We start from the raw sequence: 26,985 nt of genomic DNA, 5'->3' as shown, positions 1-26,985 counted from the left end.
TGGCTTCAAGACCGCATCAGAAATCCAGACTCACCCCCACACTCACCCCTTGCTGGGTCAGGCTGTCATCTTTCCTCACGTTATACGCCGCCCGTAACGCCAGCTCCTGAGTCAGCTTATGGCTGACACCCACACTCAAGCGATCCGAATTGCTGCGTGGCGTGTAGCCATCCAGTTTGAAATCGATCCCTTGCACGCTGTTGAGCGACATCTTCACCTTTTGGGTGTCGTTTTCGAACTCATGCTCGTGAGCCACTTCGCCAAACACCTGGGTTTGCGGGGTGACGCGGTAGCTGCCCTGCAGGCCTACGCCCAGGCGCTTGGAGTCGCGTTGTTGATCATCGAAGGTCAGCGCGGTAGAGCGGTTGTCTTTTTCCGAATAGCCGTTCACTTCGACGCGCGCATAGTCGGCGCTGACGAACGGTGACAAGTGCCAGTCGCTGCCGGCCCCGGCGATGTCATAACCCACGCGGCCGCTCAAGGCCCAGAGCCAGCCGTCGGTGTCGCCTTTTTCCGAGCCTTCGCCGACGCCCAGGGCGAACTTGCGCTTAAGGCTGTCGAAGTCCAGCTTGCCGCCGGTCAGTGCGGCATCGGCCCACCAGTGATTTTGCTGATATTGCGCGAACGCGGTGCCCATGTAGCTGTTGAGCTTGTAGTTTGAATCGCTGGCGCCGGCTTCGAGTGTCTGCCGATACAGGCCGGCGGCCACGCCGACGCGCCAGTTTTCGTCGAGCCGGTAGCTGCCGCCGACGTTCAGGTTATAGCCACTGCCGTCACCGCTGGCCGAGCTGCTTTGATCATCGAAGTCCAGGTGCTGGCCGCCGCCGGCCACAATCGCGCGCCATTGGCCGACCGCTTGCCAGCTACCGGTGTCGGCCTGCCACTGGTTGCGCAGTTCATCTTGGTGGGCGCGCAAGGTGCCTTGGGCCATCTCCGGCAGCAAGGTCAGTTCCCATGGCGCTGCCAGCAGTGAATAGGCGTAGTCGGCGATCAAGCGTTGCCCGGCGATGGTGGGGTGGACCGAGTCGTTGTAGATCAGCTTGGTTGGGTCCGGGTGGGTGCCGCCAATGCCGTAGGTCGGGTTGGCGGTGCAGCTGTTACCGCTGAAGCAGGTGCCGGTGAGGTTTTGCCCGGTGGCCAGGCCGAAGCGGGCAGGGTCGGCGAAGGTTTCCTTCAGCAGCAGCGGAATATTCAGCGGGATGATCTGCGCGTCGATCTGTGACAGGCGCTGCACCAGTGACTGGTTGAAGATGTTACTCAGGGCCGAGCTTGCTGCCTGCGACGGCGTGCCATTGATGGCTGGGGTCAGGCCCAGGTCAGGCAGCATCCACACCATGATGTAGCGCGCGCCGGCTTGTTGCAGGGCTTGGGCGCTGTCTGCCAGCCGGCCGCCGGCGGCAACAGCCTGGCCCGGGCTGAGAACGCGCCCTTGCAGGAAGTCGTTACCGCCACCGGAGAGGAAGTACAGCGCGTTCGGGTCGGCCCGCCCGCCGTTTGCGGGCAGATAACCCTGGCGGCTGCGCAAAACAGTGCCGCCACCTGGGTTGCCCGGCGGAATCGCCGCGTTGGAGACTGAGGTGATGGAGTCCAGAATGTTGTCGGTGCGGTAGCCGCCCACTGCCCAGTTGTTGCCGTCAGGCAAGCCTTGGGCTGCGCGAACCGGCGAGGTGGAGGCGTTCAGGTCGTTTGGCGCTACGCCCAGTTTCGAACCCAGTAAGGTCGATGAAACCAGGCCGTAGTCGCCCTGAAACGTGGGGCCGGTGCGGTTGGTAAAGCGCAGGGTGGCGCCGTTCGAACCATCCGGGAACTGGCCGGCGTCAGCCAGGCTGTCGCCAAAGACGATCATGGTTGAGTACGGCGAAGGGGCTGCCAATGCCTGCGCGCAGGCCAGTGACAGGAGACAGCCGGCCAGGGGCGCGAAAAACGGTGGTCTGAGCATGCGAAATTCCATTTAGTTGTTTTTGTATCGGAAGCGAAACACTAGCAATGTATTGCGAGAATTCGACGAAGAAAACCGTTTTTTCCTATAAAGATTCCGTCGTGATTTCCCCGTATTCGCTGCTCCATATTGCACCGCTGGCGAGGCTACGTTACTGTGCCTGAACGTATGAATGAGACCCTCCCCGTGTTGATCATCAGCAAACTCTTGATGCGAGTAGTCAAGGCACACGCCCGTTGGCGTTGGCGCGCCTGACATTTTTCTCTGCCGGCCCGGCCGGACCTGTACCGATTTGCCTTCTTCACCCGTTGTTTGACGCCCCTTGTCGGCTAACCCTGGCAACCGGAACGTGCGTCTGGCAGCGGGTCACTCTCTTGGAAGGCGGTCATTTGAAATCAGTGAATTCAAGAGGTTTGAACCCACATGTTGCTGATGATTGATAACTACGACTCCTTTACCTACAACGTTGTGCAGTACCTGGGTGAACTCGGTGCCGAGGTCAAGGTGGTGCGCAACGATGAACTGACGGTCGCCGAAATCGCCGCCCTGAACCCGGAGCGCATCGTGGTTTCGCCTGGCCCTTGCACGCCGACTGAAGCCGGTGTGTCCCTGGAAGCGATCAAATATTTCGCCGGCAAGTTGCCGATCCTGGGCGTGTGCCTGGGCCACCAATCCATCGGCCAAGCCTTTGGCGGTGATGTGGTGCGCGCGCGCCAGGTGATGCATGGCAAGACCAGCCCGGTGTTCCATAAGGACCTCGGTGTATTCCACGGCCTTAACCTGCCGGTGACGGTAACCCGCTACCACTCGCTGGTGGTCAAGCGTGAGACCCTGCCGGAGTGCCTGGAACTCACCGCCTGGACCCAACTGGAAGACGGCTCGGTCGATGAGATCATGGGCCTGCGCCACAAAACACTGAATATCGAAGGGGTGCAATTTCACCCCGAGTCAATCCTGACCGAGCAGGGCTACGAGCTGTTCGCTAACTTTCTCAAGCAGAGCGGCGGCACGCGCTAAGGACTTTCCATGGATATCAAGACTGCCCTGAGCCGTATCGTCGGCCACCTGGACCTGAGCACCGCTGAAATGAGCGATGTGATGCGCGAGATCATGACCGGCCAATGCACTGACGCGCAGATCGGCGCGTTCATGATGGCGATGCGCATGAAGAGCGAAAGCATCGACGAAATCGTCGGCGCCGTGTCGGTGATGCGTGAGCTGGCTGACAAGGTCGAACTCAAGACCCTCGACGGTGTGGTCGATGTGGTCGGCACCGGCGGTGACGGTGCGAATATTTTCAACGTGTCGACGGCGTCCTCCTTTGTGGTCGCGGCCGCCGGCTGCACCGTGGCCAAGCACGGTAACCGTGCGGTCTCCGGCAAGAGCGGCAGCGCCGACTTGCTGGAGGCGGCCGGCATCTACCTGAACCTGACGCCGGTACAAGTGGCGCGCTGCATCGACAGCGTCGGCATTGGCTTCATGTTTGCCCAGTCCCACCACGGCGCGATGAAACACGCCGCCGGCCCGCGCAAGGACCTTGGCTTGCGCACCCTGTTCAACATGCTCGGCCCGCTTACGAATCCGGCCGGTGTGAAACATCAGGTGGTCGGCGTGTTCAGCCAGGCGCTGTGCCGCCCGCTGGCCGAAGTGTTGCAACGCCTGGGCAGCAAGCATGTGCTGGTGGTGCACTCCAAAGACGGCCTGGACGAATTCAGCCTGGCGGCCCCGACCTTTGTGGCGGAGCTGAAGAACGACCAAGTCACCGAATATTGGGTTGAGCCCGAAGACCTCGGCATGAGAAGCCAGAGTTTGCATGGCCTGTCGGTGGAAAGCCCGGCGGCCTCGCTGGAGCTGATTCGTGATGCCTTGGGGCGTCGCAAAACAGAAAACGGCCAGAAAGCTGCCGAAATGATCGTACTGAATGCCGGTGCGGCACTCTATGCGGCAGACCATGCCTATAGTCTTAAAGAAGGTGTCGCGTTGGCTCATGATGCGCTGCACACCGGCCTGGCTCGCGAGAAGCTCGAAGAACTCGGGGCATTCACCGCAGTATTCAAGATGGAGAATGAAGGATGAGTGTGCCGACCGTTCTGGAAAAGATCCTGGCCCGCAAGGCTGAAGAAGTCGCTGAGCGCCGCGCGCGCGTCAGCCTGGCTGAGTTGGAAGGCCTGGCGAAAAGTGCCGATGCACCGCGTGGTTTTGCCAATGCCCTGATTGCCCAGGCCAAGCTCAAGCAGCCGGCCGTGATCGCCGAGGTCAAGAAGGCCTCGCCGAGCAAAGGTGTGATCCGTGAGCACTTTGTGCCGGCTGACATTGCCGTCAGCTATGAGAGGGGCGGCGCAACCTGTCTGTCGGTACTGACCGACATCGACTTCTTCCAGGGTTCCGACCTGTTCCTGCAACAGGCCCGCGCTGCGTGCAAGTTGCCGGTAATCCGCAAGGACTTCATGGTCGACCCCTATCAAATCGTCGAAGCCCGTGCCTTGGGCGCCGATTGCGTGCTGCTGATCGTCTCCGCACTGGATGACGTGAAGATGGCTGAGCTTGCGGCCGTGGCCAAAAGCGTCGGCCTGGATGTGCTGGTGGAAGTGCACGACGGCGATGAGCTGGAGCGTGCACTGAAAACCCTCGACACACCGTTGGTGGGGGTCAATAACCGTAACCTGCACACGTTTGAAGTCAGCCTGGAAAACACGCTGGACCTGCTGCCGCGTATTCCACGTGACCGCCTGGTGATTACCGAGAGTGGCATCGTCAACCGCGCTGATGTGGAGCTGATGGAAATCAGCGGTGTGTATTCGTTCCTGGTGGGCGAGACCTTTATGCGCGCCGAGAACCCGGGGGCGGAACTGCAGCGTTTGTTCTTCCCGGAGCGCGGTGTGGCGGTTAGCGGCTCCACCCTGGATTAATTTGAAACACAGTCAATGTGGCAGCTGGCTTGTGTGGGAGCTGGCTTGCCTGCGATAGCATCACCTGGGTGTAACTGATACACCCAGGTGTCTGCATCGCGGGCAAGCCCGGCTCCCACACTTGCCGGCTCCCACATTTGGAATGGGTTTGCGCAGTGAGGATGGCGCAATGATTAAGCCAGTCGCGATGACCGTTGAAGCAGGCCTCGCCGCCGAGCAAGAACTGCTGGCAGCTGTTTGCGCCGGTGAGCAGGCATTTGGACTGTTGTTCTGGCAGCCCAGTGATCAAGCATTGGTGATGCCGCGCCGCTTGAGCCGCCTGCCGGCGTTCGACGCCGCCAGCCAAGTATCAGACGAAGCCGGCTGGCCGGTATTGCTACGGGAAACCGGCGGTGAGCCGGTGCCGCAATCTGCCGCGACCGTCAATATCGCCTTGGTGTACGCGCCGCCGCGCAGCGAAGGCGATCAGGGCCGCATCGAAACCGGCTACCAGCGTTTGTGCCAGCCGATTTGTGACTTGCTGATCGAGTTGGGCGGCGATGCGTCCGTCGGTGAAATCGACGGTGCGTTCTGCGACGGTCGCTACAACGTCAACCTCAATGGCCGAAAAATGGTGGGCACTGCCCAGCGCTGGCGGCAGAGCGGTGGCCGCCCGGTGGGGTTGGTGCACGGTGCGTTGTTGCTGGATAACGACCGCGAGGCGTTGATTACGGCAGTCAATCGCTTCAATGAAGCGTGTGGCCTCGACCAGCGAGTGCGTGCCGACAGCCATATCGCACTGCACGAAGCATTCCCCGCGCCGGATGCGATCAGCCGGCTGGATACCTTGTACCGGCAGATGCTGGCCGGTTTTGTGCCGGGTTAACGCGTCCCGAACACCACCATTGTCTTGCCTTTGACGTGCACCAGGTTGCGTTCTTCCAAGTCTTTGAGCACGCGCCCGACCATTTCCCGTGAGCAGCCGACAATACGCCCGATTTCCTGGCGTGTGACTTTGATCTGCATGCCATCTGGGTGGGTCATGGCGTCGGGTTGTTTGCACAGTTCCAGCAGGCAACGCGCCACGCGGCCGGTGACGTCAAAGAACGCCAGGTCGCCGACTTTGCGCGTGGTGTCGCGCAGACGTTGGGCAATCTGACCGCTCAGCGCGTAGAGAATGTCGGGATCATGTTGGGCCAATTCGCGAAATTTCGCGTAACTGATTTCGGCAACTTCGCACTCAATCTTGGCGCGCACCCAGGCGCTGCGTTCCTGCTCTTTACCGGCTTGTTCGAATAGCCCTAGTTCGCCGAAGAAATCCCCGGTATTGAGGTAGGCGATGATCATCTCGCGGCCGTCTTCGTCCTCGATCAGGATGGTGACCGAGCCCTTGATGATGAAGAACAGTGTTTCGGAGCGTTCACCCGCGCAGATGATGTTGTGCTTAGCCGGATAACGTCGGCGTTGGCAGTGCATCAGCAGCTTGTCGAGGTTCTTGATCTTGGGTGTGGGAGTAAGAGCAACCATGGTTGTATCCCGAAAAGACTGCACGGTGTGGTTGGATTTATTTTTATCCAGCGGGGTGGGCATTGATACACGCTGTACAAAGGATGGCAATGCGCCATTGAATTGGCGCCAGCTTACCAGACACATTCTGCCTCGATTAAGGAATTTACCCGGCAAACGTTGTCATTGATCGTTTTCAGGAAGAAAGCTGCTGCTTCGAGGCCCTGTGCTAAGCTGGCGACCCTTTTTTAGCAGTGGAGTCTGGGCGATGAAGGCACGCATCCAATGGGCGGGCGAAGCCATGTTCCTCGGTGAATCGGGCAGTGGCCATGTAGTGGTCATGGACGGCCCGCCGGAAGCCGGTGGCCGTAACCTAGGCGTACGCCCGATGGAAATGCTCCTGCTGGGTGTTGGCGGTTGCAGCAATTTCGACGTGGTCAGCATCCTGAAGAAATCCCGACAGGCTGTGGAAAGCTGCGAAGCTTTTCTGGAAGCCGAGCGCGCCACTGAAGATCCCAAGGTGTTTACCAAGATCCATATGCATTTTGTGGTGAAGGGCAGGGCGCTGAAAGAAGCTCAGGTCAAGCGTGCCATTGAGCTGTCAGCTGAGAAGTATTGCTCGGCGTCGATCATGCTCGGCGCAGCTGGTGTGGTCATTACTCATGATTACGAGATCATCGAGTTGGGTTGATCGCCAGTCGGCAAAAAAAGAAGGGCGCCTCGATGGCGCCCTTTTTTGTGGATCAGATTCGATGCACCTAAATTCGATAGGTGCTTTTGGTCATGACCTTGGCCAAAAGGCTCATGCCAAACCTGACCGGCGCCGGGAAGCGGAAACCGCCCGCATCCAGTGCGCTTTCGGCGTGGTGTTCTTCATCAATGCGCATCTGCTCAAGGATGGCGCGGGACTTTTCGTCTTCGGCCGGCAGTTGCTCAAGGTGCTCATCCAGGTGTTTGCACACCTGATGTTCGGTCGCGGCGACAAACCCGAGGCTGACCTTGTCGCTTATCAAGCCGGCAGCCGCACCGATACCGAACGACAAACCGTAAAACAGTGGGTTCAGCACACTGGGATGGCTACCCAGCTGGCGAATGCGCTGCTCGCACCAGGCCAAGTGGTCAATTTCTTCCTCGGCGGCATGTTCCATCGCTGCACGTACTTGCGGCAGCTTGGCAGTCAGCGCCTGGCCCTGGTACAGCGCCTGGGCACAGACTTCGCCGGTATGGTTGATACGCATCAGGCCGGCGACGTGGCGGGTGTCGGTTTCGCTCATCTGCGCGTCAGGCTGCACGATGGCGGGCGATGGGCGGTACGGTTGGCCGCTGAACGGCAACAGCGTGCGCATGGCCATGTCGGCTTGCAGCAACAGGCGGTCAATCGGCGAGTAGTGACGTTGGGTAGTCATGCTGACCTCCGGGAAGAATCTCGGCGGCCAGTTTACCGCAAGAGAGGGCGAAGCGTTTGCGCTGAGTCAAGGGCATGAGGTCGCAGCCTGGGGCCACGACCTATGCAGCAAGGCTGATCAGCCCGGTGGCCAGTTCATCTGGCGCTGACCCAGTACGTGCATGTGGATGTGGTAAACGGTCTGGCCGCCATCCTCATTGCAGTTCATGACCACGCGAAAGCCTTTCTCGCAGCCTTGCTCCACCGCCAGCCGCTGAGCGGTGAACAGAATGTGGCCGGCCAGGGCTTTGTCTTCTTCGGTGAGGTCATTGAGGGTGCGAATCGGCTTTTTTGGAATGACCAAAAAATGCACGGGCGCCATTGGGGCAATGTCGTGGAAGGCGAGGACCTGGTCATCTTCGTAGATGATCTTCGCCGGTATTTCCCTGTTGATGATCTTGGTGAACAGAGTATCCACAGCTGTTTCTCCATTGTGAAAGTGCAGGGGAGTGTACCCAGCCAGTCAGCGTGGGCAATAGGCCTTGTTGATCGCGCCGGCAATCTTGCGCGTCAGCCAGCGTGGGCTAAAACGCGGGCTGAATGCCAGCCAGCGGTTGCGTCGGCCGGGAATGATGATGGCTTTGTTTTTTTCCAGTGCGCGAACGGTGTAGAGCGCGACTTCTTCCGGGCTCATCAACTGTTGGCTGCGGTCGAGCTTGGCGGTGTCCATTTGCGCGGTGCCGAAGAACGCGGTGCGCGTAGGGCCAGGGCACAGCACCGATACCTGGATGCCGCAGGTCTTCAGCTCTTCGCGCAGGCCTTCGGAAAAGTGCAGCACATACGCCTTGCTGGCGTAATAGCTGCTCATCCAGGGGCCGGGCTGGAAGGCTGCAACCGAGGCAACATTGAGAATATGCCCGCCGCCCTGCAACGCCATGGCATTGCCCAGGGCATGGCACATGCGGGTCAGGGCGAGGATGTTGACTTCGATCAGGTCTTGTTCGGTCATCCAGTCCTGGGCCAGGAAGGGCCCGCTGGTGCCCATGCCGGCGCAGTTGACCAGCAGGTCGATCTGGCGCTCACCCTCTTCAAGTTCCAGCAGAAACCCGGACAAACGCAATGGCTCACCCAAGTCGCAGGCTCGAAACAGCACCTCGACGCCGAAGCGTTGAGTCAGTTCGATTGCAATGCTTTCCAACTGATCACGCTGGCGGGCTACCAGAATCAAGCTGCGGCCGCGACGGGCCAGTGCTTCGGCCAAGGCCAGGCCGATGCCGCTGGAGGCACCGGTGATCAGAGCGTAACGGGTCATGCCTTTCTCCATCGCAACGCCGCCGGGCCTGTGACAGAGGCATCACAGGCGGCGGGCGTTTCTTCACTGTTCTGGAGAGTCTACAGGTTCGGCCGCGTCGTCAGCACTTTGCGCGCCTTCTTCTTCATCAACGGTGACGCTTTGATCGGTGGCGTCATCGGAGGTGATGGAGCTGCTTTCGTAGCTGCTGTCTATGTTGGCTTCGAGCTGATTCAGGTAGCCGTTCATGCCCAGCGTCACCAGAATGGCGAGCATCACCGGAATGAACGCCAGCCACAGCGCGGCCAGCACTTTTACCGCTGTGGAGTTGCGCGGCGGTGGCGGGCCGTACTGGTTGGCGCCGGTATTGCCCGGCAGTACCAGCAACAGCAGTGGGAAAATGCTGTTTACGAACGGCACCAGGTTCAGGAAGTACAGCCAGCCTGACCACCCGAGGTCGTGCAGGCGCTGCACACCGATTTGCACACTGACCCAGACAATCGCTACAAACAATGCGAAACCCAGCAGCGAGCCAAGAATGACGCCCGCTGTTGGCGAGGCGGTCGCCACGGCGAAGCTAGCGGTGGAGATGATCCCCCCGATGACCAGCATCGCGATGGTCAGTACCAGCGTCCAGGCCAGGTAGCGCAGGCGGCCGATACGCCCGTGGATGGTGAAGACTTTGAGCGTCGAGTACTCCGCAGTGTTGTCACCCACAGCGGCACGCGGCGGTGCATAGGGCGAAGCGGCAGGACGTGAGAAGTCCGAGGCGCCGGAATCGGTCTCGTGCGCTTCGGCCAAGCTGAAGGCCACAGGTTGTTCAGGCTCGATACGGGCATCGACACCGGCGTTTTGCAGCGCGGTGAGGTAGGTTTCGGCGTCGGAACGCGACAGGTCACGCTTGAGCGCTACCGAGCGGCCGGTGAAGAGTTTCTCGATGGCTTCCACATCGCTTTTGAATAGCTCGGCGAGGTTCAATTTGGCGGTTGTGCTTTCGACACCCGGGAGCAAGGCTCCGTCAAACACAATCTTGAAACGGTTGTCGCTCATGCGGGCATCCTTGTCACTTAATCAGGAAGGGGAGTGCAGGTCGGCTTAATCAGCAGACCTGGCGGTGATCAACGCGGCCATTGTAACTGGGTGGCCTGCTCGCGCGCTTTGCGATATTCGGCATCCAGGCGCGCAATCAGTTCATCGACGCTGGGCAAGTCATCAATTTCACCGACGCCTTGGCCGGCGGACCATACCGTTTTCCAGGCCTTGGCCTCCTCGCTCAACGGCTTGAGCTTGGAACCAAAATTGACTTCACCTTTGCCCTGCAGGGCGGCGAGGTCGAAACCGGCGTTTTCCAGGCTCTGGCGCATAAAGCTGGCGGGCACGCCAGAGACTGCCGGAGTGTGCACGATGTCGGCAGCGCGCGATGTGAGCAGCATCTCTTTATACGCATCCGGGGCATGGCTTTCGGTGGTGCCGATAAAGCGTGTGCCGAAATAAGCCAGGTCTGCGCCCAGCAATTGGGCGGCGAGGATCTCGTGCCCATGGTTGAGGCAGCCGGCCAACAGCAGGGTTTTGTCGAAGAATTGGCGAATCTCTGCAATTAATGCGAATGGGCTCCAGGTGCCGGCATGGCCGCCTGCGCCTGCGGCCACGGCGATCAGGCCATCAACACCTGCTTGCGCGGCTTTTTCGGCATGGCGCCGGGTGGTGACATCGTGAAACACCAGGCCGCCGTAACTGTGCACGGCATCCACCAGTTCCTTCACCGCGCCCAGGCTGGTAATCACGATCGGCACCTTGTGCTCGACGCAGATCGCCAGGTCGGCTTCCAGGCGTGGGTTACTGTTGTGCACGATCAGGTTAACGGCATAGGGCGCGGGGTTGTCCAGTTGTGCCAGGCCCGCTTCGATTTCTTCCAGCCAGGCTTTGAAACCACTGCTTTCGCGCTGGTTGAGCGCTGGGAAACTCCCGACCACGCCATTGCGACAGCAGGCTAGGACCAGCTGCGGGTTGGAAATCAGGAACATCGGCGCAGCCACTACGGGCAGGCGCAGACGTTGTTCAAGCAAAGCGGGCAATGACATTGGAGGTACCCCGAGTGATTGAAGTTAAAACGGTTTGACCACGACCAAAATTACGATAGCCAGCAATATCAGAACCGGCACTTCATTGAACCAGCGATAAAAGACATGGCTGCGGGTGTTTTCGCCACGGGCGAAGCGTTTTACCTGCGCGCCGCACATATGGTGGTAGCCGATCAGCAGTACGACCAAGGTCAGCTTGGCATGGAGCCAGGCGCCGGATTGAAAGATGGCAGGGTTGAGGTAGATCAGCCAGCCGCCGAATATCAGGGTGGCGATCATCGCCGGGCCCATGATGCCGCGATAGAGCTTGCGCTCCATGATGCAGAAGCGTTCTTTGCTGACGGTGTCCTCACTTTGCGCGTGGTAGACGAACAGGCGTGGCAGGTAGAACAGCGCGGCAAACCAGCAGACGACGCTGACGATGTGGAAGGCTTTGATCCATAGATAGAGCATTTCTAATTATTCCCAGGTTCACGGTAACTGGAGATAGTAGTGGCTCATGCGCCCGTACGTCACGTTGACGGTTGTCGCAGGACGATACGGCCCCTATTATCGACGGCTTTCCAGTGGGTTCGTTGAGGGCAGGTTTATGGTCAAGGTCGGTATCGTCGGCGGCACGGGTTACACCGGTGTCGAATTGCTGCGTCTGTTGGCTCAGCATCCGCAAGCAGAGGTGGTGGTCATCACTTCCCGATCCGAGGCCGGGCTGGCCGTGGCCGATATGTACCCGAACCTGCGAGGCCACTATGATGGCCTGGCGTTCAGCGTGCCGGACATCAAGACCCTGGGTGCCTGTGACGTGGTGTTCTTTGCCACGCCTCACGGTGTTGCGCATGCGTTGGCTGGCGAACTGTTGGCGGCGGGCACCAAGGTCATCGACCTGTCTGCCGACTTCCGCTTGCAGGATGCTGATGAGTGGGCCAAGTGGTACGGCCAGCCACATGGCGCGCCTGAGTTGTTGGAAGAGGCGGTGTACGGCCTGCCGGAAGTCAATCGCGAGCAGATCAAGCAAGCGCGCCTGATTGCCGTGCCGGGTTGCTATCCGACCGCAACGCAGCTGGGTTTCCTGCCATTGCTGGAGGCCGGCTTGGCAGATACTTCGCGCCTGATCGCCGACTGTAAGTCGGGTGTGAGCGGTGCCGGTCGTGGGGCAGCGGTAGGTTCGCTGTACTCTGAGACGTCGGAAAGCATGAAGGCCTATGCGGTAAAAGGGCATCGTCACTTGCCGGAGATTCGCCAGGGGCTGCGTCGCGCCGCCGGTAAAGACGTGGGCCTTACCTTCGTGCCGCACCTGACGCCGATGATCCGTGGCATTCACTCCACGTTGTACGCCACCGTGGTGGATCGCTCGGTAGACCTGCAAGCCTTGTTTGAAAAACGCTACGCCAACGAACCGTTCGTCGATGTAATGCCTGCCGGCAGCCACCCGGAAACCCGTAGCGTGCGCGGTGCCAACGTATGCCGGATTGCCGTGCATCGTCCGCAGGATGGCGACCTGGTGGTGGTGCTGTCGGTGATCGACAATCTGGTTAAAGGCGCTTCGGGCCAGGCTGTGCAGAACATGAACATCCTCTTCGGCCTGGATGAGAAGTTGGGCCTGTCCCACGCTGGAATGCTGCCGTAAGGCTTGGCGACTGATTACAAAAGGCCCGTTGATCGGGCCTTTTGTGTTTTTAAGGGCCGCAGCGCAGATTGATATACCGTAACAATAGTTGACCGCTTTTCTAGGAGAAGCGGATAATGCCGGTCATTACGCATATGGCGGCGGTACGCCGGGAGATTATCAGCATGAGCGTTGAGTCCTTCACCCCCACGGCTTTGCAATTCACCCACGGTGCTGCGCACAAGGTGAAGAGCCTGGTCGATGAAGAGGGTAATGATCGCTTGAAGCTGCGCGTATTTGTTACGGGCGGCGGTTGTTCAGGGTTTCAGTACGGTTTTACCTTCGATGAAGATGTGGCCGATGACGACACCATCGTCGAGCGCGAGGGCGTCAGCCTGGTCGTGGACCCGATGAGCTTCCAATACCTGGCAGGTGCCGAGGTGGATTACCAGGAAGGTCTGGAAGGCTCGCGTTTCGTGATCAAGAACCCTAATGCCACCACGACGTGTGGCTGCGGGTCTTCGTTCTCGATCTGATCGACTGCGCGATACAAGAACGCCGCTTGGCTTTGATCGGCCAAGCGGCGTTTTGCTGTCTGCGAATTATGAAGACGTCAGGCCGGGTAGATCGCGCCCAGTACCCGCAGCCCGAGTGCGCCGGTGACGCTGGGGCGGTTGGCGGCGATGCCTTCGAGGCAGCAATGCGCCAGCCAGGCGAAGGCCATGGCTTCGACCCAGTCAGGATCGACGCCATAAGTGGCGGTGCTGCTGACCTGGGTGGAAGGCAACAGTGCCGCCAGACGACTCATCAGTGCGGCGTTATGTGCGCCGCCGCCACAGATCAGCAGGGTTTCGGTGTCGGTCTGTGCGGCTTGCAGGGACTCGACGATGGTGAGTGCCGTCAGTTCAAGCAGGGTTGCTTGCACATCCTGGGGTTGCAGTGCTGGCAATCGACCGAGGTGGAGTTGCAGCCATCCCAGGTTGAAGACTTCTCGGCCGGTGCTTTTTGGGCCTTTAGTCAGGAAGAAGGGATCGCTGAGCAGGGCGTTGAGTAGTTGAGCCTCGACCTTGCCACTGGCCGCCCATTGGCCGTCGCGATCAAAGTGCTCACCACGTTGATGGTGAATCCAGGCATCCAGCAGCACGTTGCCCGGCCCGCAGTCAAAGCCGGCTACGGGCTTGCCCGTCTCGATCAGGCTGAGGTTACTGAACCCGCCGACGTTCAATACGGCACGGTTGCCGCTGTGTTCGCCAAATAATGCTTCATGAAAGGCGGGTACCAGCGGCGCGCCTTGGCCGCCAGCGGCCACATCACGGCTGCGGAAATCGCTGACGACGGTAATGCCTGTCAGTTCGGTCAGCAGGGCGGGGTTGCCAATCTGCACGGTAAAACCTCGAGCAGGTTCATGGCGGATGGTTTGGCCGTGGCTGCCAATCGCGCGGATGTCCTGAGGCTTGAGGTTCTGTTGTTCCAGCAAAGCATGGATGCCCTGGGCGGCAAGTGTCACCCAGTGCTGCTGGACGATTGCCGAGCGGGCGATCTCGTCCGGGCCGCTGGCGCATAGGTTCAGCAACTCAGCACGCAGGCTGTCGGGCATCGGGATGTAGTGCGTGGCGATCAGTTTGATCGCCGGGTCTTGTTCGATCAGGGCGATATCCAGGCCATCAAGGCTGGTCCCGGACATCACACCTATATAGCGCGGCATACCTTAGCGCTTCGCCGAGGCCAGCAGGGTAGAGCGCTCCTGGTCCATGCGTGCCATCAGCGGCTGGCTTTGCTGCAGGAAGCGGGCCCGCTCGGCTTTGGCGATCGGGTCGGCCATCGGCAGCTTCTGGCCCAGTGGGTCAACGTGGACGCCATTCACCTGGAACTCATAGTGCAAGTGCGGACCGGTGGACAGGCCGGTGGTACCGATATAACCGATTACTTGGCCTTGCTTAACGTTGCCGCCCGTCGACACGCCCTTGGCGAACCCTTGCATGTGGCCATACAGCGTACGGTAGGTGTTGCCGTGCTGGATGATCACAGTATTGCCGTAGCCGCCGCGACGCCCGGCCAGCAGAACCTTGCCGTCACCGGCCGCCTTGATTGGCGTGCCACGTGGGGCGGCATAGTCGACGCCTTTGTGGGCGCGGATCTTGTTCAGGATCGGATGCTTGCGCCCCATCGAGAAGCGCGAGCTGATGCGGGCGAAGTCCACTGGCGTGCGGATGAAGGCCTTGCGCATGCTGTTGCCATCAGCCGTGTAGTAGCTGCTATTGCCTTGTTTGTTGGTGTAGCGCACTGCGGTGTAGGTCTTGCCGCGGTTGGTGAAGCGTGCGGACAGGATATTGCCAGTGCCGACGACTTTGCCGTTGGCGACTTTCTGCTCGTAGATCACGTCGAATTCGTCACCCTGGCGGATGTCCTGGGCGAAGTCGATGTCGTAGCCAAACACACTGGCCATGTCCATGGTCATGCTGTGAGACAGGCCCGCGCGGGCGGCCGATTGCGACAGGGAGCTGTTGATCACGCCGTGTACGTAGGCGGAGCGCATAACCGGTTTGGTGGTGGTGCGGTTGAAAGCGAAGCCTTTGGCGCCCTTGGTCAGGGTGATGCTTTCGAGGTCGCTGACACTGCTGTGCAGGTTGTTCAACTGGCCGTTGGGCGACAATTCGAATTCAAGTTTCTGGCCGTGTTTGAGCTGAGTGAATTGTTTGGCTTGTTTATCGCTGGCCAGCACCTCATTAACAGTGGCAGCTGGCAGGCCGACCTTCTCGAACAGGGTCGACAGCGTGTCGCCTTTGGCCACGATCACTTCGCGGTGCAGCGGGTTCTTGGCCGCGGGCGGCTCTTGGGTGGCTTGTTGAGTGTCCCCAGGCGTGCTTTCTATCTGTGCGAACGGCGACTCAACAGGTGCATTTGTGGCTTGTTGCACGTCGGCAGCGTCTTGATCTTGTGTCAGTTGGTCAACTGGACTTTCCAAGTCAAGGCTCAGGGACGTTCGTTTGGCTTCTACGTCACTGGAAGGGAATACCAGGAGTGCCAGGCTGAGAAGGGCGGCGATACCACTTGCGGCGAGCAGGTGGGTCTTCGGGTAAAGCGGCGGCGCTTTAGACGGTTCTGTGGTCATAAGTAGTTTTTGACTTTAAAGATGAAATGGAAAAGATGAATGACATGATGAAGATGAAATAACTGTATAAAATATAACCAAATCATCTGTGGCGCAAGCTCGCGAACGCTGGGCTTGCTGAACGGTGTCCGTGCGCAGGGCAAAACTTGTAATTAGTCCCTGATCTTGTATGGTTGGTTCTCTTTTGAATCTGAGCCTTGCGGGTCTGTTATGAAGTCGGTTGAAGAGCAGCTAGCGCTGATAAAACGTGGTGCGGAAGAACTGTTGGTCGAGGCCGAGCTGATCGAAAAGCTCAAGCGTGGCCAATCCCTGCGTATTAAGGCTGGCTTCGATCCTACGGCGCCGGACCTGCACCTGGGTCATACCGTGCTTATTAATAAGCTGCGTCAGTTCCAGGAGCTGGGGCATCAGGTCATCTTCCTTATAGGTGACTTCACTGGGATGATCGGCGATCCGAGCGGCAAGAGCGCGACGCGTCCGCCGTTGACCCGTGAACAGGTTCTCGATAATGCCGAGACCTATAAGACCCAAGTGTTCAAGATTCTCGATCCAGCCAAGACCGAGGTGGCGTTCAACTCCACCTGGATGGACCAGATGGGCCCGGCGGACTTCATTCGCCTGACATCCCAGTACACCGTGGCGCGCATGCTTGAGCGTGACGACTTCGACAAGCGTTACTCCACCAACCAGCCAATTGCGATTCACGAGTTCTTGTACCCGCTGGTTCAAGGGTATGACTCGGTGGCGTTGCGCGCGGACGTTGAGCTGGGTGGCACTGATCAGAAGTTCAACCTGCTGATGGGGCGTGAACTGCAGCGTGCATACGGGCAAGAGGCTCAGTGCATTCTGACCATGCCGTTGCTGGAAGGGTTGGATGGCGTCAAGAAGATGTCCAAGTCTTTGGGTAACTATGTCGGTATCCAGGAAGCGCCGGGTGTGATGTACGGCAAGCTGGTTTCTATTCCTGATGCGCTGATGTGGCGTTACTTCGAGCTGTTGAGCTTCCGCTCGATGGACGAGATCAATGCGCTGCGTGCTGAAGTCGAGGCGGGCGCCAATCCGCGCGACGTGAAGATCAAGCTGGCGGAAGAAATCGTTGCGCGCTTCCATGGTGAAGAGGCTGCGGCGAGTGCTCATCGTGCGGCAGGTAATCGCATGAAAGATGGCGAGCTGCCGGATGATCTGCCGGAGATCGAGTTGACCGCTGCTGAGGCGATGCCGATTGCCGCTGTCCTTAATAAGGCTGGCCTGGTGAAGAACTCGGCAGTTGCTCGCGATCTGTTGGGCTCCGGCGGTGTGCGTATAGATGGTGAGGTTGTAGATCGCACCTTTATATACGAGCTAGGCGCGACCCACGTTTGCCAGGCCGGGAAGAAGGCATTTGCGCGTATTACGCTCAAATCCGAATAAACCTGAAATTAAGTGTTGACGGCGTTTTGTATCTGTCTATAATTCGCCCCACTTCCGGCGCAGTCGAAACGGAAAACTCCTTGGTAAACAAAGAGTTATGCAGAATTCGACAGCGGTTCGCTTCAGTTAATCGAAGTCCAGAAGGAGTTAGTGGAGCAGTGTTGTTTGGCTCTATTAACGTTTCGATCTTCTCGGTCGAAAGCGGAGAAAAAGAGGTGTTGACAGCAGCGTGTAACGCTGTAGAATTCGCCTCCCGCTAACGAGAGATCGGAAGCGCAAGTGGTTGAAGTTGTTGAAGAAATCTTCGAAAACTTCTGAAAATAATCACTTGACAGCAAATGAGGCTGCTGTAGAATGCGCGCCTCGGTTGAGACGAAAGATCTTAACCAACCGCTCTTTAACAACTGAATCAAGCAATTCGTGTGGGTGCTTGTGGAGTCAGACTGATAGTCAACAAGATTATCAGCATCACAAGTTACTCCGCGAGAAATCAAAGATGTAACCAACGATTGCTGAGCCAAGTTTAGGGTTTCTTAAAAACCCAAAGATGTTTGAACTGAAGAGTTTGATCATGGCTCAGATTGAACGCTGGCGGCAGGCCTAACACATGCAAGTCGAGCGGTAGAGAGAAGCTTGCTTCTCTTGAGAGCGGCGGACGGGTGAGTAATGCCTAGGAATCTGCCTGGTAGTGGGGGATAACGTTCGGAAACGGACGCTAATACCGCATACGTCCTACGGGAGAAAGCAGGGGACCTTCGGGCCTTGCGCTATCAGATGAGCCTAGGTCGGATTAGCTAGTTGGTGAGGTAATGGCTCACCAAGGCTACGATCCGTAACTGGTCTGAGAGGATGATCAGTCACACTGGAACTGAGACACGGTCCAGACTCCTACGGGAGGCAGCAGTGGGGAATATTGGACAATGGGCGAAAGCCTGATCCAGCCATGCCGCGTGTGTGAAGAAGGTCTTCGGATTGTAAAGCACTTTAAGTTGGGAGGAAGAGCAGTTACCTAATACGTGATTGTTTTGACGTTACCGACAGAATAAGCACCGGCTAACTCTGTGCCAGCAGCCGCGGTAATACAGAGGGTGCAAGCGTTAATCGGAATTACTGGGCGTAAAGCGCGCGTAGGTGGTTTGTTAAGTTGGATGTGAAATCCCCGGGCTCAACCTGGGAACTGCATTCAAAACTGACTGACTAGAGTATGGTAGAGGGTGGTGGAATTTCCTGTGTAGCGGTGAAATGCGTAGATATAGGAAGGAACACCAGTGGCGAAGGCGACCACCTGGACTAATACTGACACTGAGGTGCGAAAGCGTGGGGAGCAAACAGGATTAGATACCCTGGTAGTCCACGCCGTAAACGATGTCAACTAGCCGTTGGGAGCCTTGAGCTCTTAGTGGCGCAGCTAACGCATTAAGTTGACCGCCTGGGGAGTACGGCCGCAAGGTTAAAACTCAAATGAATTGACGGGGGCCCGCACAAGCGGTGGAGCATGTGGTTTAATTCGAAGCAACGCGAAGAACCTTACCAGGCCTTGACATCCAATGAACTTTCTAGAGATAGATTGGTGCCTTCGGGAACATTGAGACAGGTGCTGCATGGCTGTCGTCAGCTCGTGTCGTGAGATGTTGGGTTAAGTCCCGTAACGAGCGCAACCCTTGTCCTTAGTTACCAGCACGTAATGGTGGGCACTCTAAGGAGACTGCCGGTGACAAACCGGAGGAAGGTGGGGATGACGTCAAGTCATCATGGCCCTTACGGCCTGGGCTACACACGTGCTACAATGGTCGGTACAGAGGGTTGCCAAGCCGCGAGGTGGAGCTAATCCCACAAAACCGATCGTAGTCCGGATCGCAGTCTGCAACTCGACTGCGTGAAGTCGGAATCGCTAGTAATCGCGAATCAGAATGTCGCGGTGAATACGTTCCCGGGCCTTGTACACACCGCCCGTCACACCATGGGAGTGGGTTGCACCAGAAGTAGCTAGTCTAACCTTCGGGAGGACGGTTACCACGGTGTGATTCATGACTGGGGTGAAGTCGTAACAAGGTAGCCGTAGGGGAACCTGCGGCTGGATCACCTCCTTAATCGACGACATCAGCTGCTCCATAAGTTCCCACACGAATTGCTTGATTCATTGAAGAAGACGATAAGAAGCAGCCCGAAATTGGGTCTGTAGCTCAGTTGGTTAGAGCGCACCCCTGATAAGGGTGAGGTCGGCAGTTCGAATCTGCCCAGACCCACCAATTTTGTGTGGGAAACGCCTGTAGAAATACGGGGCCATAGCTCAGCTGGGAGAGCGCCTGCCTTGCACGCAGGAGGTCAACGGTTCGATCCCGTTTGGCTCCACCACTACTGCTTCTGAAAGTTTTGAAAGCTTAGAAATGAGCATTCCATCGAGGTGATGGTGAATGTTGATTTCTAGTCTTTGATTAGATCGTTCTTTAAAAATTTGGGTATGTGATAGAAAGATAGACTGAACGTTACTTTCACTGGTAACGGATCAGGCTAAGGTAAAATTTGTGAGTTACTCGTAATTGAGTATTATCGAATTTTCGGCGAATGTTGTCTTCACAGTATAACCAGATTGCTTGGGGTTATATGGTCAAGTGAAGAAGCGCATACGGTGGATGCCTTGGCAGTCAGAGGCGATGAAAGACGTGGTAGCCTGCGAAAAGCTTCGGGGAGTCGGCAAACAGACTTTGATCCGGAGATGTCTGAATGGGGGAACCCAGCCATCATAAGATGGTTACCTTACACTGAATACATAGGTGTAAGGGGCGAACCAGGGGAACTGAAACATCTAAGTACCCTGAGGAAAAGAAATCAACCGAGATTCCCTTAGTAGTGGCGAGCGAACGGGGACTAGCCCTTAAGTGGCTTTGAGATTAGCGGAACGCTCTGGAAAGTGCGGCCATAGTGGGTGATAGCCCTGTACGCGAAAATCTCTTAGTCATGAAATCGAGTAGGACGGAGCACGAGAAACTTTGTCTGAATATGGGGGGACCATCCTCCAAGGCTAAATACTACTGACTGACCGATAGTGAACTAGTACCGTGAGGGAAAGGCGAAAAGAACCCCGGAGAGGGGAGTGAAATAGATCCTGAAACCGTATGCGTACAAGCAGTGGGAGCCCACTTTGTTGGGTGACTGCGTACCTTTTGTATAATGGGTCAGCGACTTATTTTCAGTGGCGAGCTTAACCGAATAGGGGAGGCGTAGCGAAAGCGAGTCTTAATAGGGCGTCTAGTCGCTGGGAATAGACCCGAAACCGGGCGATCTATCCATGGGCAGGTTGAAGGTTGGGTAACACTAACTGGAGGACCGAACCGACTACCGTTGAAAAGTTAGCGGATGACCTGTGGATCGGAGTGAAAGGCTAATCAAGCTCGGAGATAGCTGGTTCTCCTCGAAAGCTATTTAGGTAGCGCCTCATGTATCACTGTAGGGGGTAGAGCACTGTTTCGGCTAGGGGGTCATCCCGACTTACCAAACCGATGCAAACTCCGAATACCTACAAGTGCCGAGCATGGGAGACACACGGCGGGTGCTAACGTCCGTCGTGAAAAGGGAAACAACCCAGACCGTCAGCTAAGGTCCCAAAGTTATGGTTAAGTGGGAAACGATGTGGGAAGGCTTAGACAGCTAGGAGGTTGGCTTAGAAGCAGCCACCCTTTAAAGAAAGCGTAATAGCTCACTAGTCGAGTCGGCCTGCGCGGAAGATGTAACGGGGCTCAAACCATACACCGAAGCTACGGGTATCACTTAGGTGATGCGGTAGAGGAGCGTTCTGTAAGCCTGTGAAGGTGAGTTGAGAAGCTTGCTGGAGGTATCAGAAGTGCGAATGCTGACATGAGTAACGACAATGGGTGTGAAAAACACCCACGCCGAAAGACCAAGGTTTCCTGCGCAACGTTAATCGACGCAGGGTTAGTCGGTCCCTAAGGCGAGGCTGAAAAGCGTAGTCGATGGAAAACAGGTTAATATTCCTGTACTTCTGGTTATTGCGATGGAGGGACGGAGAAGGCTAGGCCAGCTTGGCGTTGGTTGTCCAAGTTTAAGGTGGTAGGCTGGAATCTTAGGTAAATCCGGGATTCTAAGGCCGAGAGCTGATGACGAGTTAACTTTTAGTTAACGAAGTGGTTGATGCCATGCTTCCAAGAAAAGCTTCTAAGCTTCAGGTAACCAGGAACCGTACCCCAAACCGACACAGGTGGTTGGGTAGAGAATACCAAGGCGCTTGAGAGAACTCGGGTGAAGGAACTAGGCAAAATGGCACCGTAACTTCGGGAGAAGGTGCGCCGGTGAGGGTGAAGGACTTGCTCCGTAAGCTCATGCCGGTCGAAGATACCAGGCCGCTGCGACTGTTTATTAAAAACACAGCACTCTGCAAACACGAAAGTGGACGTATAGGGTGTGACGCCTGCCCGGTGCCGGAAGGTTAATTGATGGGGTTAGCTAACGCGAAGCTCTTGATCGAAGCCCCGGTAAACGGCGGCCGTAACTATAACGGTCCTAAGGTAGCGAAATTCCTTGTCGGGTAAGTTCCGACCTGCACGAATGGCGTAACGATGGCGGCGCTGTCTCCACCCGAGACTCAGTGAAATTGAAATCGCTGTGAAGATGCAGTGTATCCGCGGCTAGACGGAAAGACCCCGTGAACCTTTACTATAGCTTTGCACTGGACTTTGAATTTGCTTGTGTAGGATAGGTGGGAGGCTTTGAAGCGTGGACGCCAGTTCGCGTGGAGCCAACCTTGAAATACCACCCTGGCAACTTTGAGGTTCTAACTCAGGTCCGTTATCCGGATCGAGGACAGTGTATGGTGGGTAGTTTGACTGGGGCGGTCTCCTCCTAAAGAGTAACGGAGGAGTACGAAGGTGCGCTCAGACCGGTCGGAAATCGGTCGTAGAGTATAAAGGCAAAAGCGCGCTTGACTGCGAGACAGACACGTCGAGCAGGTACGAAAGTAGGTCTTAGTGATCCGGTGGTTCTGTATGGAAGGGCCATCGCTCAACGGATAAAAGGTACTCCGGGGATAACAGGCTGATACCGCCCAAGAGTTCATATCGACGGCGGTGTTTGGCACCTCGATGTCGGCTCATCACATCCTGGGGCTGAAGCCGGTCCCAAGGGTATGGCTGTTCGCCATTTAAAGTGGTACGCGAGCTGGGTTTAGAACGTCGTGAGACAGTTCGGTCCCTATCTGCCGTGGACGTTTGAGATTTGAGAGGGGCTGCTCCTAGTACGAGAGGACCGGAGTGGACGAACCTCTGGTGTTCCGGTTGTCACGCCAGTGGCATTGCCGGGTAGCTATGTTCGGAATAGATAACCGCTGAAAGCATCTAAGCGGGAAACTAGCCTCAAGATGAGATCTCACTGGGACCTTGAGTCCCCTGAAGGGCCGTCGAAGACTACGACGTTGATAGGTTGGGTGTGTAAGCGCTGTGAGGCGTTGAGCTAACCAATACTAATTGCCCGTGAGGCTTGACCATATAACACCCAAGCAATTTGACTACTTCGGACTTGGAAACAAGTAGAGGCATCAGATTGCGGTGTGTGAAGACGATAGAACCGAAAGTTCGATCTCACAAAACACCGAAAGCTATCACATACCCAATTTGCTGAAGCGAGGCCATAAGGTCACGACTCAGTACCCGAATTTCTTGACGACCATAGAGCATTGGAACCACCTGATCCCATCCCGAACTCAGCAGTGAAACGATGCATCGCCGATGGTAGTGTGGGGTTTCCCCATGTGAGAGTAGGTCATCGTCAAGATTAAATTCCAGAACCCCTGTTTGCTAACGCAAACAGGGGTTTTGTTTTGGCGGTCGGAAAATGACCTGAAGGGCACGGCGCTCCTTTGATTTCTAGGCTCCAGCCTTTCTATGCAATGGCCTTATGCATGGCTATCATGCGTGCCTCATTGTGAGGCGATACTTGCATGCTGACGTTGTTAGAACTTCTGAAAGATGGCCGATTCCATTCCGGAGAAGCGCTGGGTGCCGCCTTGGGCGTCAGCCGCAGCGCTGTTTGGAAGCAGCTCCAGCATCTTGAGGCGGAGCTGAATCTGCCTATTCACAAAGTCCGTGGTAAGGGGTACCAGCTTGCTTCTCCGTTGGTGTTCTTGAATGCGGAAGAAATTGAAGCGAATACTGCTCTTTTGGCGTGGCCCGTTCATATCTCAGACTCTATTGACTCCACTAATGCCGAAGCTTTGCGCCTAGTCGACGCCGGCTACGCTGCACCATTTCTTGTGCTGGCGGAGCAGCAGACGGCGGGTAGGGGTAGGCGAGGCCGTAAGTGGGTAAGTCCGTTTGCTCAGAATGTCTATTACAGCCTTGTGTTGCGCATTGAAGGCGGGCTGCGGCAGCTGGAGGGCCTTAGTCTCGTTGTTGGCTTGGCGGTCATGCAGGCCCTGCGTGAGTTGGGTGTGCAGGGTGCGGCCTTGAAGTGGCCAAACGACGTTCTGGTTGGGCAGAAGAAAATTGCCGGTATCTTGCTTGAGTTGGTGGGAGATCCTGCTGACATTTGCCACGTTGTTCTCGGAATCGGCATTAACGTAAATATGCAGCAGGCTGCTGAGGTTGATCAGCAGTGGACCTCGGTACAGTTGGAGACAGGTTCTCCTGTCGACCGCAATCACTTGGTTGCACGGCTGTGTCTGCAGCTGCAAAGCCACCTGGAGCGGCACAAGGCCTTTGGCTTTGGTGCGCTTCAGGCTGAGTGGGAGCGAAATCATTTGTGGCAAGGTAGGGCTGTGTCCCTCATTGCGGGCGTCAACCAAATTGACGGGGTTGTGCTGGGGATCGATCACCAGGGCGCGCTGCGCCTGAATGTCGATGGTGTCGAGAAAATATATAGCGGTGGTGAGTTAAGCCTGAGGCTGCGTGATGATTCTTGAGCTCGACTGTGGGAATAGCTTTATCAAGTGGCGTGTGCTCGGCTCGGCGATAGCTAGTGCCTCTGCGGAAGGTATTGTTGGGTCGGATCTCGCGTTAATTGAAAGTTTGATCGCAATTCCGGGTCTGTTGCTGACGCGATGCCGCCTGGTGAGCGTCCGTGCCTCAGAAGAAACCGGAAAGCTTGTTGAGGCATTGCAAGAGGCCTTTGGTGTTACGGTGTCCTGCGCGGCCCCGGCGCGCGAAATGGCTGGGGTGCGCAATGGCTATGAAGAGTTCGAGCGCCTCGGGCTTGATCGCTGGTTAGCAATGCTGGGTGGGTTCAAGTTGGCGTCAGGTAATTGTCTGGTGCTCGACTTCGGTACCGCGGCGACTGCGGATTTTATTGCTACTGATGGTGAGCACCTCGGTGGTTTTATATGCCCAGGGATGCCTCTCATGCGCAGCCAGCTGCGGACGCACACCCGCAAGATTCGCTACGACGATGCAGCAGCCGAGCAGGCTATGGAGCGTCTTTCTCCGGGTCGGACGACCGTTGAGGCTGTTGAGCGCGGCTGTACGCTGATGCTCAGGGGGTTCGTATTGACTCAGCTGGAGCTGGCTCGGCGTTACTGGGGGGATGATTTCACGGTATTCCTGACTGGCGGGGATGCTGACCTGGTCTCGGACGCCGTACCGCAGGCTCGCTTCGTTCCTGATCTGGTTTTCGTCGGTCTGGCGATGGCGTGCCCTTTGTCTTGAGGTATTTATGCGTTGGCTGTTTTTGCTTTTGCTCGTTCTCAATGCCTTCTATTACATTTGGCATCAACAAGAGGCGCCGTTGCGGGCCAAGGATGTTACTCCGCTGAGCCTCTATCGCGGCTCCCAGCAGGACATTCGGCTGTTGAGCGAATCTGCTGATTCGGTGGTCCGCCGTGATCGAGCAAAAGCCCCGGATCTGCAAAATACCTGCTTGTACATCGGTGGCTTCGCTGACCAGCGGCAAGCACTGTCGCTTGAGCAGCGCCTTACAAGCCTGGATATAAAGGTCAAGGTGCAACAGCTGAATGCACCTGACGCTTCCGGCTACTGGCTCCGTGTGGCCCCTGAAAGCAGGCGCCTGGCTGATGATCTACCCTTTGAAAACCTTGCTAAGGAATTCAATGAGTTAAAACATAAAATAATGTTGTGCGAAGGCGTTGCAACTGTCGAATAGTTTGCATAGAATGGCGCCCGCTTCGCAGTGAAGACCTTTACGGTCTACAGCGTGAAGCGAAGGTCAACGCAGCTAACCTCATATTTTTAATGAGAAAATGCTTGACAGAAGGTCGGCGTGATGTAGAATGCCGGCTCGCTTAGGAGGGGTTCCCGAGCGGCCAAAGGGATCAGACTGTAAATCTGACGTCTACGACTTCGAAGGTTCGAATCCTTCCCCCTCCACCATTTTTAGCGTGAGCTGCAAGCTCCGCGGGTATAGTTTAGTGGTAGAACCTCAGCCTTCCAAGCTGATGATGCGGGTTCGATTCCCGCTACCCGCTCCAAGTTTGCAGGTTGTGCATGGTGTTTTGCTCTTGTAGCTCAGTTGGTAGAGCACACCCTTGGTAAGGGTGAGGTCAGCGGTTCAAATCCGCTCAAGAGCTCCATATAACAAGGCAGATATGAAAATATCTGCCTTTGTTTTAACAGCTGCCTCGGCTTGATGGTGTTGTGCTCGGCTTTGATGTTGGGTGATTTCAAGTCTCTTGGGGTTGGTTGTTGTAAAGTCTTTTTCAGGCCTGCATAATGGTCGGCCTGATTTTGTTTTAGGTCAGTAGCTCAATTGGCAGAGCGACGGTCTCCAAAACCGTAGGTTGGGGGTTCGATTCCCTCCTGACCTGCCAGATTCACGTGGTGTGTCTGGCTTTCTTTTCACAGGATCTTCATAGATGACTCCTAAGGCTGAAGCTCAAAGCTCTCGTTTCGATCTGGTCAAGTGGCTTGCTGTAGTCGCATTGGTGGTCGTAGGCGTTGTTGGCAATCAGTACTACTCTGCTTCGCCGATCCTGTACCGCGTACTCGCTTTGCTTGCTCTTGCTGCTGTAGCTGCCTTTGTAGGCCTGCAGACTGCCAAAGGCAAGTCTTTCGCAGTTCTGGTAAAGGAAGCTCGCACAGAAATCCGTAAAGTCGTTTGGCCGACTCGCCAAGAAACCACGCAGACCACGTTGATTGTTGTGGCTGTTGTTCTGGTTATGGCGTTGCTGTTGTGGGGGCTTGATTCCCTGCTCGGCTGGCTTGTTTCCTTGATTGTTGGCTAAGGGTGTCCCGTGGCTAAGCGTTGGTACGTTGTGCATGCTTACTCGGGTTACGAGAAGCATGTCATGCGCTCTTTGCTAGAGCGCGTAAAGCTGGCAGGCATGGAAGATGGCTTCGGCGAAATTCTGGTTCCCACTGAAGAAGTGGTTGAAATGCGGAATGGTCAGAAGCGCAAAAGCGAACGCAAGTTCTTCCCTGGCTACGTGCTGGTTCAGATGGACATGAATGAAGGTACTTGGCATTTGGTCAAGGATACTCCTCGTGTCATGGGTTTCATCGGCGGTACTGCTGATAAACCTGCTGCGATCACTGACAAAGAGGCGGAAGCAATTCTGCGTCGTGTTGCTGATGGTAGCGACAAGCCTAAGCCGAAGACGTTGTTCGAGCCGGGTGAGGTTGTTCGTGTCACAGATGGTCCGTTTGCTGATTTCAACGGGACTGTCGAAGAAGTTAACTACGAAAAGAGCCGGATCCAAGTGGCAGTGCTCATTTTCGGTCGCTCTACTCCGGTAGAGTTGGAGTTCAGCCAGGTCGAGAAGGTCTAGCTGAGCAAGCATCCCAACCCCGCAGCCCTAGGCTGTGGGGTTTTGTC

Annotated in this window: 23 protein-coding genes, 6 tRNA genes and 3 rRNA genes; 22 read left to right on the top strand and 10 right to left on the bottom strand. The window is 56.7% G+C overall.

Annotation, left to right across the window (positions count from 1 at the left end; translation table 11 throughout):
• Positions 1–16: 16 nt before the first annotated feature.
• Positions 17–1,939: an esterase EstP gene (gene estP / locus KZH41_RS28150; RefSeq protein WP_242152994.1), complete on the bottom strand. Its 1,923-nt coding sequence runs from the start codon at positions 1,937–1,939 to the stop codon at positions 17–19.
• 423 nt (positions 1,940–2,362) lie between these two features.
• Here estP and KZH41_RS28145 point away from each other — a divergent pair, with 423 nt between their 5' ends.
• The 4 genes from KZH41_RS28145 (at position 2,363) to KZH41_RS28130 (ending at position 5,713) form a co-directional block, all read left to right on the top strand.
• Positions 2,363–2,956 carry an aminodeoxychorismate/anthranilate synthase component II gene (locus KZH41_RS28145; protein ID WP_094951420.1) on the top strand — a complete coding sequence of 198 codons (594 nt, stop codon included), beginning with the start codon at positions 2,363–2,365 and terminating at the stop codon, positions 2,954–2,956.
• Between the two features lie 9 nt (positions 2,957–2,965).
• Positions 2,966–4,015 (top strand): anthranilate phosphoribosyltransferase, encoded by a 1,050-nt coding sequence (trpD, locus tag KZH41_RS28140; RefSeq protein WP_242152991.1) that lies wholly within the window; start codon positions 2,966–2,968, stop codon positions 4,013–4,015.
• Positions 4,012–4,848, top strand: coding sequence for an indole-3-glycerol phosphate synthase TrpC (gene trpC / locus KZH41_RS28135; RefSeq protein ID WP_094951422.1), 837 nt, complete (start codon positions 4,012–4,014; stop codon positions 4,846–4,848). The genes trpD and trpC overlap by 4 nt, the downstream gene beginning before the upstream one ends.
• Before the next feature lie 169 nt (positions 4,849–5,017).
• Positions 5,018–5,713, top strand: coding sequence for a biotin/lipoate A/B protein ligase family protein (locus KZH41_RS28130; RefSeq protein ID WP_263274072.1), 696 nt, complete (start codon positions 5,018–5,020; stop codon positions 5,711–5,713).
• On the opposite strand, the gene crp is transcribed toward KZH41_RS28130, so the two are convergent.
• Entirely contained in the window at positions 5,710–6,354 is a 645-nt protein-coding gene (gene crp, locus KZH41_RS28125) for a cAMP-activated global transcriptional regulator CRP (RefSeq protein ID WP_094951424.1), read from the bottom strand. The genes KZH41_RS28130 and crp overlap by 4 nt on opposite strands.
• A gap of 247 nt (positions 6,355–6,601) precedes the next feature.
• Between crp and KZH41_RS28120 the strand changes: the two genes are divergently transcribed.
• On the top strand, positions 6,602–7,024 hold the full coding sequence (locus KZH41_RS28120) for an OsmC family protein (protein ID WP_003194686.1): 423 nt from the start codon (positions 6,602–6,604) through the stop codon (positions 7,022–7,024).
• A 67-nt stretch (positions 7,025–7,091) separates the two neighbouring features.
• Here the strand turns inward: KZH41_RS28120 and coq7 are convergent, their stop codons facing one another.
• From coq7 to hemJ, 6 genes are all read right to left on the bottom strand, one after another.
• Positions 7,092–7,739: a 2-polyprenyl-3-methyl-6-methoxy-1,4-benzoquinone monooxygenase gene (gene coq7 / locus KZH41_RS28115; protein ID WP_017739622.1), complete on the bottom strand. Its 648-nt coding sequence runs from the start codon at positions 7,737–7,739 to the stop codon at positions 7,092–7,094.
• Between the two features lie 117 nt (positions 7,740–7,856).
• Complete coding sequence (locus KZH41_RS28110) at positions 7,857–8,195, bottom strand: histidine triad nucleotide-binding protein (RefSeq protein ID WP_003210943.1); 339 nt, start codon at positions 8,193–8,195, stop codon at positions 7,857–7,859.
• Between the two features lie 45 nt (positions 8,196–8,240).
• Positions 8,241–9,029: an SDR family NAD(P)-dependent oxidoreductase gene (locus KZH41_RS28105; RefSeq protein WP_094951425.1), complete on the bottom strand. Its 789-nt coding sequence runs from the start codon at positions 9,027–9,029 to the stop codon at positions 8,241–8,243.
• 63 nt (positions 9,030–9,092) lie between these two features.
• Positions 9,093–10,058 carry a DUF805 domain-containing protein gene (locus KZH41_RS28100; protein ID WP_094951426.1) on the bottom strand — a complete coding sequence of 322 codons (966 nt, stop codon included), beginning with the start codon at positions 10,056–10,058 and terminating at the stop codon, positions 9,093–9,095.
• A gap of 68 nt (positions 10,059–10,126) precedes the next feature.
• Positions 10,127–11,089: an NAD(P)H-dependent flavin oxidoreductase gene (locus KZH41_RS28095; protein WP_094951427.1), complete on the bottom strand. Its 963-nt coding sequence runs from the start codon at positions 11,087–11,089 to the stop codon at positions 10,127–10,129.
• Positions 11,090–11,113: 24 nt separating this feature from the next.
• On the bottom strand, positions 11,114–11,542 hold the full coding sequence (hemJ, locus tag KZH41_RS28090) for a protoporphyrinogen oxidase HemJ (RefSeq protein ID WP_094951428.1): 429 nt from the start codon (positions 11,540–11,542) through the stop codon (positions 11,114–11,116).
• Positions 11,543–11,678: 136 nt separating this feature from the next.
• Here hemJ and argC point away from each other — a divergent pair, with 136 nt between their 5' ends.
• Entirely contained in the window at positions 11,679–12,713 is a 1,035-nt protein-coding gene (gene argC, locus KZH41_RS28085) for an N-acetyl-gamma-glutamyl-phosphate reductase (RefSeq protein WP_064454365.1), read from the top strand.
• A 164-nt stretch (positions 12,714–12,877) separates the two neighbouring features.
• The gene (gene erpA / locus KZH41_RS28080; RefSeq protein WP_003176443.1) at positions 12,878–13,228 is read left to right on the top strand and encodes an iron-sulfur cluster insertion protein ErpA; all 351 of its coding nucleotides are present in this window, start codon (positions 12,878–12,880) and stop codon (positions 13,226–13,228) included.
• A gap of 77 nt (positions 13,229–13,305) precedes the next feature.
• Here erpA and KZH41_RS28075 read toward each other — a convergent pair whose 3' ends face one another.
• Together KZH41_RS28075 and KZH41_RS28070 are read right to left on the bottom strand one after the other, a co-directional pair.
• Positions 13,306–14,397, bottom strand: a complete 1,092-nt coding sequence (locus KZH41_RS28075) for an anhydro-N-acetylmuramic acid kinase (RefSeq protein WP_094951429.1) — start codon at positions 14,395–14,397, stop codon at positions 13,306–13,308.
• A gap of 3 nt (positions 14,398–14,400) precedes the next feature.
• Complete coding sequence (locus KZH41_RS28070) at positions 14,401–15,804, bottom strand: peptidoglycan DD-metalloendopeptidase family protein (RefSeq protein WP_094951430.1); 1,404 nt, start codon at positions 15,802–15,804, stop codon at positions 14,401–14,403.
• A gap of 210 nt (positions 15,805–16,014) precedes the next feature.
• On the opposite strand from KZH41_RS28070, the gene tyrS reads away from it, so the two are divergent.
• From tyrS to nusG, 15 genes are all read left to right on the top strand, one after another.
• Complete coding sequence (gene tyrS / locus KZH41_RS28065; RefSeq protein ID WP_094951431.1) at positions 16,015–17,214, top strand: tyrosine--tRNA ligase; 1,200 nt, start codon at positions 16,015–16,017, stop codon at positions 17,212–17,214.
• A gap of 553 nt (positions 17,215–17,767) precedes the next feature.
• A 16S ribosomal RNA gene (locus tag KZH41_RS28060) occupies positions 17,768–19,304 on the top strand.
• An 82-nt stretch (positions 19,305–19,386) separates the two neighbouring features.
• Positions 19,387–19,463 (top strand) — tRNA-Ile (locus tag KZH41_RS28055).
• A 30-nt stretch (positions 19,464–19,493) separates the two neighbouring features.
• A tRNA-Ala gene (locus KZH41_RS28050) sits at positions 19,494–19,569 on the top strand.
• A gap of 251 nt (positions 19,570–19,820) precedes the next feature.
• Positions 19,821–22,712, top strand: a 23S ribosomal RNA gene (locus KZH41_RS28045).
• Between the two features lie 170 nt (positions 22,713–22,882).
• Positions 22,883–22,998, top strand: a 5S ribosomal RNA gene (gene rrf / locus KZH41_RS28040).
• Together the 16S, 23S and 5S rRNA genes with 2 tRNA genes alongside form the textbook arrangement of a ribosomal RNA operon.
• 166 nt (positions 22,999–23,164) lie before the next feature.
• The gene (gene birA, locus KZH41_RS28035; RefSeq protein ID WP_094950479.1) at positions 23,165–24,124 is read left to right on the top strand and encodes a bifunctional biotin--[acetyl-CoA-carboxylase] ligase/biotin operon repressor BirA; all 960 of its coding nucleotides are present in this window, start codon (positions 23,165–23,167) and stop codon (positions 24,122–24,124) included.
• A complete protein-coding gene (locus KZH41_RS28030; RefSeq protein WP_094950478.1) occupies positions 24,114–24,863 on the top strand; it encodes a pantothenate kinase in 750 nt (249 codons plus the stop codon). The genes birA and KZH41_RS28030 overlap by 11 nt, the downstream gene beginning before the upstream one ends.
• A gap of 7 nt (positions 24,864–24,870) precedes the next feature.
• Positions 24,871–25,317: a hypothetical protein gene (locus KZH41_RS28025; protein ID WP_094950477.1), complete on the top strand. Its 447-nt coding sequence runs from the start codon at positions 24,871–24,873 to the stop codon at positions 25,315–25,317.
• 142 nt (positions 25,318–25,459) lie between these two features.
• A tRNA-Tyr gene (locus KZH41_RS28020) sits at positions 25,460–25,544 on the top strand.
• A 24-nt stretch (positions 25,545–25,568) separates the two neighbouring features.
• Positions 25,569–25,642 (top strand) — tRNA-Gly (locus tag KZH41_RS28015).
• A 26-nt stretch (positions 25,643–25,668) separates the two neighbouring features.
• Positions 25,669–25,744, top strand: a tRNA-Thr gene (locus tag KZH41_RS28010).
• A 161-nt stretch (positions 25,745–25,905) separates the two neighbouring features.
• Positions 25,906–25,981: transfer RNA gene (locus tag KZH41_RS28005), tRNA-Trp, on the top strand.
• Between the two features lie 45 nt (positions 25,982–26,026).
• Positions 26,027–26,395 (top strand): preprotein translocase subunit SecE, encoded by a 369-nt coding sequence (secE, locus tag KZH41_RS28000; protein WP_003194658.1) that lies wholly within the window; start codon positions 26,027–26,029, stop codon positions 26,393–26,395.
• 9 nt (positions 26,396–26,404) lie between these two features.
• Positions 26,405–26,938, top strand: coding sequence for a transcription termination/antitermination protein NusG (gene nusG / locus KZH41_RS27995; protein WP_048724899.1), 534 nt, complete (start codon positions 26,405–26,407; stop codon positions 26,936–26,938).
• Positions 26,939–26,985: the final 47 nt, after the last annotated feature.

This window comes from Pseudomonas sp. YeP6b (assembly GCF_025642995.1).
GTDB lineage: Bacteria > Pseudomonadota > Gammaproteobacteria > Pseudomonadales > Pseudomonadaceae > Aquipseudomonas.
The sequence above is the reverse complement of the archived record's forward strand: the minus strand, read 5'-3'. Positions and strand labels throughout refer to the sequence as shown.

What these genes read in the sequence shown, in the direction of transcription:
- estP (WP_242152994.1), bottom strand. Translation starts at nt 1,939, where the DNA reads ATGCTCAGACCACCGTTTTTCGCGCCCCTGGCCGGCTGTCTCCTGTCA.
- KZH41_RS28145 (WP_094951420.1), top strand. Translation starts at nt 2,363, where the DNA reads ATGTTGCTGATGATTGATAACTACGACTCCTTTACCTACAACGTTGTG.
- tyrS (WP_094951431.1), top strand. Translation starts at nt 16,015, where the DNA reads ATGAAGTCGGTTGAAGAGCAGCTAGCGCTGATAAAACGTGGTGCGGAA.
- KZH41_RS28025 (WP_094950477.1), top strand. Translation starts at nt 24,871, where the DNA reads ATGCGTTGGCTGTTTTTGCTTTTGCTCGTTCTCAATGCCTTCTATTAC.
- KZH41_RS28100 (WP_094951426.1), bottom strand. Translation starts at nt 10,058, where the DNA reads ATGAGCGACAACCGTTTCAAGATTGTGTTTGACGGAGCCTTGCTCCCG.
- trpD (WP_242152991.1), top strand. Translation starts at nt 2,966, where the DNA reads ATGGATATCAAGACTGCCCTGAGCCGTATCGTCGGCCACCTGGACCTG.
- argC (WP_064454365.1), top strand. Translation starts at nt 11,679, where the DNA reads ATGGTCAAGGTCGGTATCGTCGGCGGCACGGGTTACACCGGTGTCGAA.
- hemJ (WP_094951428.1), bottom strand. Translation starts at nt 11,542, where the DNA reads ATGCTCTATCTATGGATCAAAGCCTTCCACATCGTCAGCGTCGTCTGC.
- KZH41_RS28070 (WP_094951430.1), bottom strand. Translation starts at nt 15,804, where the DNA reads ATGACCACAGAACCGTCTAAAGCGCCGCCGCTTTACCCGAAGACCCAC.
- KZH41_RS28075 (WP_094951429.1), bottom strand. Translation starts at nt 14,397, where the DNA reads ATGCCGCGCTATATAGGTGTGATGTCCGGGACCAGCCTTGATGGCCTG.
- trpC (WP_094951422.1), top strand. Translation starts at nt 4,012, where the DNA reads ATGAGTGTGCCGACCGTTCTGGAAAAGATCCTGGCCCGCAAGGCTGAA.
- KZH41_RS28095 (WP_094951427.1), bottom strand. Translation starts at nt 11,089, where the DNA reads ATGTCATTGCCCGCTTTGCTTGAACAACGTCTGCGCCTGCCCGTAGTG.
- birA (WP_094950479.1), top strand. Translation starts at nt 23,165, where the DNA reads ATGCTGACGTTGTTAGAACTTCTGAAAGATGGCCGATTCCATTCCGGA.
- coq7 (WP_017739622.1), bottom strand. Translation starts at nt 7,739, where the DNA reads ATGACTACCCAACGTCACTACTCGCCGATTGACCGCCTGTTGCTGCAA.
- KZH41_RS28120 (WP_003194686.1), top strand. Translation starts at nt 6,602, where the DNA reads ATGAAGGCACGCATCCAATGGGCGGGCGAAGCCATGTTCCTCGGTGAA.
- erpA (WP_003176443.1), top strand. Translation starts at nt 12,878, where the DNA reads ATGAGCGTTGAGTCCTTCACCCCCACGGCTTTGCAATTCACCCACGGT.
- KZH41_RS28105 (WP_094951425.1), bottom strand. Translation starts at nt 9,029, where the DNA reads ATGACCCGTTACGCTCTGATCACCGGTGCCTCCAGCGGCATCGGCCTG.
- crp (WP_094951424.1), bottom strand. Translation starts at nt 6,354, where the DNA reads ATGGTTGCTCTTACTCCCACACCCAAGATCAAGAACCTCGACAAGCTG.
- secE (WP_003194658.1), top strand. Translation starts at nt 26,027, where the DNA reads ATGACTCCTAAGGCTGAAGCTCAAAGCTCTCGTTTCGATCTGGTCAAG.
- KZH41_RS28130 (WP_263274072.1), top strand. Translation starts at nt 5,018, where the DNA reads ATGATTAAGCCAGTCGCGATGACCGTTGAAGCAGGCCTCGCCGCCGAG.
- KZH41_RS28030 (WP_094950478.1), top strand. Translation starts at nt 24,114, where the DNA reads ATGATTCTTGAGCTCGACTGTGGGAATAGCTTTATCAAGTGGCGTGTG.